Origin of the sequence: Roseovarius sp. A-2, from assembly GCF_002072155.1 — a bacterium.
Taxonomy (GTDB): Bacteria; Pseudomonadota; Alphaproteobacteria; order Rhodobacterales; family Rhodobacteraceae; genus Roseovarius.
This window is the reverse complement of sequence record NZ_BDIY01000082.1, coordinates 1-1,335: the sequence shown is the minus strand read 5'-3', so window position 1 is coordinate 1,335 and position 1,335 is coordinate 1. Positions and strand designations below refer to the sequence as shown.

Sequence of the window (1,335 nt, the reverse complement as noted above, 5' to 3'; positions counted from 1 at the left end):
TGGTTGGGAACATGATTCATCCTCGTCACGGCAATGGCGGGGGTGATGATGCGCGGGACGGACGAGACGAGCGGTTCGCTGTTCAGCTATGTGGATCTGGAGGCGCGCATCCCGGCGCGGCATCCGTTGCGGAAGATCAGGCAGGTGGTGAATGATGCGCTGGCCAGCTTGGACGCCGAGTTCGAAGCGCTGTACACCGATTTCGGCCGCCCCTCGATTGCACCTGAGCGACTGATCCGAGCCAGCCTGCTGCAGATCCTGTTCTCGGTCCGGTCCGAGCGGCAGTTGATGGAACAGATGCAGTATAACCTGCTGTTTCGCTGGTTCGTGGGGCTGGGCATCGACGACCAGGTCTGGGTCCCGACCGTGTTCACGAAGAACCGCGACCGACTGCTGACAACGGAGATGTCGCGCAAGGTGATGGCGGCGATCCTGGCGCACCGCGAAGTGGCGCCGCTCCTTTCTGACGAACATTTTTCGGTCGATGGCACGCTGGTGAAAGCCTGGGCCTCGATGAAGAGCTTCCAGCCGAAGGCAGAGGGCGCGCCGCCGGAGGAGGATGGTCCGGGTGATCCGCACGAACACGACACCCCCGCAAAAGACCAACCCGCCCAATCCGAACCCGAGACCGAGCCGATGCCCCGCGCCACCCACCAGCACCGCAATGCCGAGGTCGATTTCCGTGGCGAGAAGCGTTCGAACGCCACGCATGTCTCGACCACTGATCCAGAGGCGCGGCTCTACAAAAAGTCTCCCGGCACCGGCGCGACACTGTGCTTCATGGGGCATGCGCTGATGGAAAACCGCTGCGGCCTGATCGTGCAGGGCGACCTGACCCAGGCGGATGGTCATGCCGAACGGCGCGCCGCGCTGGACATGATCCATCGCCATTCTCCCGGATCGACGCGGCGCCTGACGCTCGGCGCGGACAAGGGCTACGACGCCGCCGGGTTTGTCGCCGATCTGCGCAAGGCCTGTGTGACCCCACATGTCGCCCAGAAATCGCGATATTCCGCGATCGACGGGCGCACCACCCGCCACAAACGGTATTCTCAGTCCATCAAACACCGAAAACGCATCGAAGAGGCATTTGGCTGGGCCAAAACCGTCGGAGGGGCGGCACAAACCATGTATCGTGGCCTCGAACGGGTGCGATCCCGCTTCATCCTGACGATGGCCGCCAACAACCTCGCCCGACTGCCCCGGTTACTGGCCACATGAGGCGACAACGGGCATCAGGCATGCATTCCATTCGATCCGAAGGGGTGGGCGCTCAAGGGTCTCAGTCCCATAGACGGGAAACCATTCCCCATCGGTGACTTCTTCAGCGGCCTG

1 protein-coding gene is annotated in these 1,335 nt (G+C 63.0%); it reads left to right on the top strand.

The window, feature by feature from the left end; translation table 11 throughout:
- Window positions 1-48: 48 nt before the first annotated feature.
- Window positions 49-1,221, top strand: a complete 1,173-nt coding sequence (locus BHD06_RS22650; RefSeq protein ID WP_080459194.1) for an IS5 family transposase — start codon at window positions 49-51, stop codon at window positions 1,219-1,221.
- Window positions 1,222-1,335 lie beyond the last annotated feature (114 nt).

Coding starts and splice junctions, on each gene's coding strand:
- BHD06_RS22650 (WP_080459194.1), top strand. CDS start 49: ATGCGCGGGACGGACGAGACGAGCGGTTCGCTGTTCAGCTATGTGGAT.